Source organism: Pseudooceanicola lipolyticus (genome assembly GCF_002786325.1).
GTDB lineage: Bacteria > Pseudomonadota > Alphaproteobacteria > Rhodobacterales > Rhodobacteraceae > Pseudooceanicola_C > Pseudooceanicola_C lipolyticus.
In genome coordinates, this window is the sequence record NZ_PGTB01000206.1 from 1 (window position 1) to 5,493 (window position 5,493).

General features: G+C 65.9%; 3 protein-coding genes and 2 pseudogenes. 1 reads left to right on the forward strand and 4 read right to left on the reverse strand.

The annotated features are described in order from the left end of the window. From CVM52_RS23110 to CVM52_RS23125, 4 genes and pseudogenes are all read right to left on the reverse strand, one after another. Window positions 1–1,173 (reverse strand): annotated as a pseudogene (locus CVM52_RS23110) (pyruvate, phosphate dikinase); the annotation flags it as partial. 197 nt (window positions 1,174–1,370) lie between these two features. Beyond that, window positions 1,371–3,443: a glycine--tRNA ligase subunit beta gene (gene glyS, locus CVM52_RS23115; RefSeq protein WP_100164706.1), complete on the reverse strand. Its 2,073-nt coding sequence runs from the start codon at window positions 3,441–3,443 to the stop codon at window positions 1,371–1,373. Continuing rightward, window positions 3,443–3,982 carry a DUF6446 family protein gene (locus CVM52_RS23120; protein ID WP_100164707.1) on the reverse strand — a complete coding sequence of 180 codons (540 nt, stop codon included), beginning with the start codon at window positions 3,980–3,982 and terminating at the stop codon, window positions 3,443–3,445. The genes glyS and CVM52_RS23120 overlap by 1 nt, the downstream gene beginning before the upstream one ends. Next, window positions 3,979–4,908 (reverse strand): glycine--tRNA ligase subunit alpha, encoded by a 930-nt coding sequence (locus tag CVM52_RS23125; RefSeq protein ID WP_100164708.1) that lies wholly within the window; start codon window positions 4,906–4,908, stop codon window positions 3,979–3,981. Before CVM52_RS23125 ends, CVM52_RS23120 begins: the two co-directional genes overlap by 4 nt. Before the next feature lie 196 nt (window positions 4,909–5,104). Here CVM52_RS23125 and CVM52_RS23130 point away from each other — a divergent pair. Next, window positions 5,105–5,493, forward strand: a pseudogene (locus CVM52_RS23130) (peptidoglycan-binding protein); the annotation flags it as partial.

Consider the following 5,493-nt stretch of genomic DNA (forward strand, 5'->3'; position numbering starts at 1 on the left):
CTCGCGCCGGGCGGCGCTGGCCTGGGCATCGGCCGCGGTGAACACGATGCGCCCGCGTGCCGCACCGGGGCTGGCGGCGATGCCGATGGCCAGCACGTCGCGTTCGGCCTCGGGATCGACCTGATGGTGCAACAGTTCGGTCAGTTGGTTCGGCTCGACCCGCATCACCGCTTCCTGCTGGGTGATGACGCCGTCTTCGGCCAGGCGCACGGCGATCCGCACCGCCGCGCGGGCCGTACGCGGCACGCGCACACCGTCCAGGATATGCACGTTGCCATTGCCGATCACGAATTCCACCTGCATCTCTTCGCGCAGCTTCACCCGCATCAGTGCGGCGTGGTCCTTCAGCTGGGCAAAGGCTTCGGGCACCACGTCTTCCAGCGACAGCCCGCGCTCGTCCCGCTCCAGGTACAGCGCCTTCGACCCGGCGCCCAGCGCCTCGCGGCCCTGGCTCTGGCTGAGGTAGCGGCCGGTGATCTGCGGCAGCCCGGTGGCGGTGTTGACCAGTTGCAATACCCCCGAACCACATTCGCCCAGACCAAAGCCGGGGATCATCTGCTGCACCACCAGGCCCAGCCCGGCATCGGCCGGCGCACCGCGTGCCTGCCGCAGCAGCCGGGCCGAGGTACCATCCCAAGCCCGCGCCATCGATTGCAGCACCGCGGACAGCTGTTCGCCCGGATCCTGCGGGAACGGCTCGTCGGTCTCGTCCTGATAGGCCTGCAGCATCTCGGCCAGCCGATCTTCGCCGCAGGTCTCGGGCATGTCGAACCGGTCCGGGTCCAGCCGCGCCACATGCACTGCATAGGCCTGCACAAAGCGGGAATAGATCGCCGCCGCCGCCTTGTGCCCCAGGGTATTGCTCAGCTGGGCAAAGCGCGCGGCGTTCATGCCGATATTCAGCACCGCGCCAGGCCCGCCCCAATCGGGGTCTTCCGACGAGGGACGCACGCAGAGCAGCGCGTCGGCGGGGAATTCCATGACCACCGCCGGGATATCCGGCATCTGCCCCCCGGCGATGGAACGCACCGCGTTGAAGGACAACGCCACGGTGCGCGGCACTGGCAGATCGAGGCGAATCAGGCGCTGCAGACATTTGGCGCGGCCCCCATGGGTGGCCGCGGAAACCGGCGCCTTGGCGGTGATCAGGGTGGTATCAGGATTATTCTGCACCGCAGCACCTTTTTTCTGCCGGGCAGCATATGCGGATTCCGCGCCGGCGCAAGAGCGCCCAACATCAGCCGCCGGCGCCGCCACGGCTGTTGTCATAACCGTGTCACATTCCGTCGACGCGGGTTATAGCCTGCCCTGCCCGCGGGTGCACGACTTTTGCCCAGGCCGTGGCGAATTGCCCCTTCGGCCCCGGACATTCACCCTTCGATACGGGTCAGATCCGCCACGTTCAGACAGATTTCGCGGATTTGGCCCAGCAGGTTCAGCCGGTTGCGCCGTACAATCTGGTTGTCGGAATTGACCTGCACCGCTTCGAAAAACGCGTCGATCGGTGCGCGAAGTTCCGCCATCGCCGTCATCGCGGTGGGAAAATCCTGTGCCTCCAGCGCCGGGGAGATGCGCGCCTGCGCCGCGTCCAGCGCGCCGAACAGCGCGGTTTCGGTGGCGTCCTCGGCAAATTTCGGATCGGCGCCAAAGGAATATTCCACCCCGTCCTTGTCCTCGGCCTGGGTCAGGATGTTGTTGGCGCGCTTGAAGCCCTGCAACAGGTTTTCGCCATCCTCGGTCTTCAGCACCGCGTCCAGCGCCTGCGCCCGCATCACCAGCAGCGCCAGATCGTCATTGCCGGGCATGGCGATGCAGGCGTCGATGATGTCATGGCGAATGCCCTGATCGCGCAGATAGACTTTCAGACGGTCGTGGAGGAAGGCCAGCAAATCCGCCGAGAGCCCGGCCGTTTCGGCACCGGCCTCCAGGTGGCTTGCAAATATTTGGTCCAGTTGCAGCCGCAGCCCGTTCTCCAGCACCAGCCGGATCACCCCCAGCGCCGCGCGGCGCAGCGCGAACGGGTCCTTCGACCCGGTCGGCTTCTCGTCGATGGCCCAGAAGCCGGTCAGCATGTCGATCTTGTCGGCCAGTGCCACCGCCACTGACAGCGGCGCGGTGGGCACGTCATCCGACGGGCCCAGCGGCGAATAATGCTCTTGCGCGACGGCGGCAATCTCGGCCGGCTGGCCCGCCGCCTCGATGTAATAGCGGCCCATAAGCCCCTGAAGTTCCGGGAATTCATAGACCATTTCCGAAGACAGGTCGGCCTTGGCCAGCCGCGCCGCCTGTTCGGCCTGATCGGCATCGGCGCCAACCAGCGGCGCCAGTTCCCGCGCCAGCGCAGCGATGCGTGAAATGCGTTCGCCCTGCGAACCCAGCTTGTTGTGGAAGGTGACGTGGGTCAGCGAGTCCAGCCACTCGGCCATGCCGGCCTTGGCCACGCGCAGATCGTTTTCCCAGAAGAACTTGGCATCCGACAGCCGCGCCGCCAGCACCTTCTGGTTGCCGGCCAGGATGGTGGCGCCGTGATCGGCGGTTTCACGGTTGGCAACGGTGATGAAGCGTTCGATCCGCCCGGTTTTGGGGTTCTTCACCGAGAAGAATTTCTGATGCTCGCGCATCGAGGTCTGCAGCACCTCGGGCGGCAGGTCCAGGAACTCGGCGCCGATCTCGCCCATCAGCACCACCGGCCATTCCACCAGCCCTGCCACCTCGGCCAGCAACGCCTTGTCCTCGACCAGCTGCAGCCCGGCGGCAAAGGTCATGTTGTCGGCCTCGGCATGGATATACGCCGCCCGCGCCTCGGGGCGCAACACCACCTTGGCCGAGTTCAGCTTGGCCTCGTAATCCTCGAAAGAGGTGACGTAAAACCGCCCCGGCGCCATAAAGCGATGGCCCTCGGTGGTGTCGCCCGCGGCGATGCCTTCCACCTCCATCGGCACCACGCGGGCGCCGGATTCGTCGGTCAGGATGCACAGGATCGAATGCAGCGGCCGCACCCAGCGCAGGCTGCTGTTGCCCCAGCGCATGGATTTCGGCCAGGGGAAATTGCGGATCACTCGGTCCAGCACCTCGGCGACGATCTCATCCGCCGGGCGACCCGGCTTGTCGATCACCGCGAAGAACACCCGCCCCTTCGGGGTGTCGCGTTCTTCCAGCGCCTCGCGCGCCACGCCGGCACCGCGCAGGAACCCTTCGACCGCCTTCTCGGGCGCGTCCACGCGCGGGCCTTTGCGCTCTTCTCGTTGCGCTGGCGACGCGGCCAGCAGCCCCTCGACCGCCAGGGTCAGGCGGCGCGGCGTCGAAAACGCGCCGGCATGGGCATAGGTCAGCCCGGCCTCGACCAGGCCATCGGTCATCCGCGTCTTCAGATCCTCGGCCGCGCGGGCCTGCATCCGCGCCGGGATCTCCTCGGAGAACAGTTCGATCAGCAAATCGGGCATCAGTCGGTCTCCGCTGCGTCGTCGGGCCGGGGCGGGCAATCCTCGCCCACCACCGTGCCGTCATAGGATTTTTCGCCGCAATCGTTCAGGTCGTGCCAGACATAGCCGCGCCCGTCCGCAGTGATCGCGACAATACGGTCCACACCGTAATGAATGTTTTTCTGGCCCATGAAGGTCAGCGCCGTGCCGGCCGCCAGCTCGGTCTCGATCCGGGCGGCATCGAAACAGTCGAACCAGTCCGGCCCGACCCGCGGCACCTTGTTTTCCACCAGCTCGTAGGTCTCGGTCAGCAGCGGCTGGCTCATCGTGGTGGTGAAACAGGCGCGATAGCGGATCGGCGAACTGTCGGCGTCGATGGCCTGAAAATTATCGTAAAGGATCGGTTCGGCTTCGCCGCTGGACAGCGACACCAGCGTCACGTCCTGGCCGGGATCGGCCGCGACTTCCTGATAATAGCCGTAGACCTGCAGGTAATACAGCGCACCCCCCGCAATCGCCGCCGACAGGACCACTACGCTTGCCACGATCTTGCCGTTCATGCCGCAAAGCCGCCCGCCTTCGTCAACACGAAGGCGTCGGCACATTGCTTGGCCAAGGCCCGCACGCGGCCGATATAGGCCTGGCGTTCGGTCACCGAGATCACCCCGCGCGCATCCAGAAGGTTGAAGATATGGCTGGCCTTGATGCACTGGTCATAGGCCGGATGCGCCATGATGATGCGCTTGCCGGTCTTCGGATCCTCGGCCTCGCGGGCCAGGATCGCCTGGCATTCGGCCTCGGCCTCTTCGAAATGGCGCAGCAGCACCTCGGTATCGGCCACGTCGAAATTCCAGCGGGCATATTCCTCTTCGGTCTGCCGGAACACGTCGCCATAGGTCAGCGCGATCGGCGCGGCGGGGTCGTTGAACGGCATGTCCATCACATGGCCGATCCCCAGCACATACATCGCCAGCCGTTCCAACCCGTAGGTCAGCTCGCCCGAAACCGGGGCGCAGTCATGGCCGCCGACCTGCTGGAAATAGGTGAACTGGCTGACTTCCATGCCATCGCACCAGACCTCCCAGCCCAGGCCCCAGGCGCCCAGCGTCGGGCTTTCCCAGTCATCCTCGACAAAGCGGATATCGTGCAGGTCCATGTCGATGCCGATCGCTTCGAGCGAGCCGAGATACAGCTCTTGCAGGTCCGGCGGGCTGGGTTTGATCAGCACCTGGTACTGGTAATAATGCTGCAGCCGGTTGGGGTTCTCGCCATAGCGCCCGTCGGTCGGGCGGCGCGACGGCTGGACATAGGCCGCCGCCCAGGGCGCGGTGCCCAGGCTGCGCAGGGTGGTGGCGGGGTGGAAGGTGCCGGCACCCACCTCCATGTCATAGGGCTGAAGAATGGCACAGCCCTTCGAGGCCCAGTAGGTCTGCAATCTCAGGATGATTTCCTGAAACGAACGGGGGGCGCTGTCGCTCTTCGTCATCACTTCGGTTCCTGCCGGCCGGGCATCAGGTTTCGGCGGCCACCGGGGCCGCCCGCGCCGGCCCTCTCTATGCGGCTCGCAAGGTGGGGTCAACGGCGCACGGCGCCGCGAAATCGCTCCTTATGGGCATGGCTTTTGCCGCGATTTCCTGATTATCTGCGGCAAATTCGAAATCATTCGAGCGCAGAGGGGCAAGATGAAGAGTTTGATCGTTTCAGCGGTGCTGATCCTGATGGTGGCGATGCGCCCGGCGGTTGCACAACAGGCCGGGCAGGATGTGGTCTGGGTGCAGATCGAGGCCCACCCGTCGCTGCGCGTGGCGCAGGACCGCGCGCGCCTGTATTCGGGCAACCTGGACGACGTCAACGGCTTTGCCCTGGGTGGCAACTGGTACGGGATCGTGCTGGGCCCCTATACCCGCACAGATGCCGAACGGGTGTTGCAGGTCTACCGCTCGGAACGGCAGGTGCCGCAGGACAGTTTCATCGCCTATACCCGCAATTTCGGCCGCCAGTTCTGGCCGGTGGGCGCCGACGCGCTGAACGCCGCCGCGGTGGCGGCGCCGCTGCCCGGCACCCAGCCGCA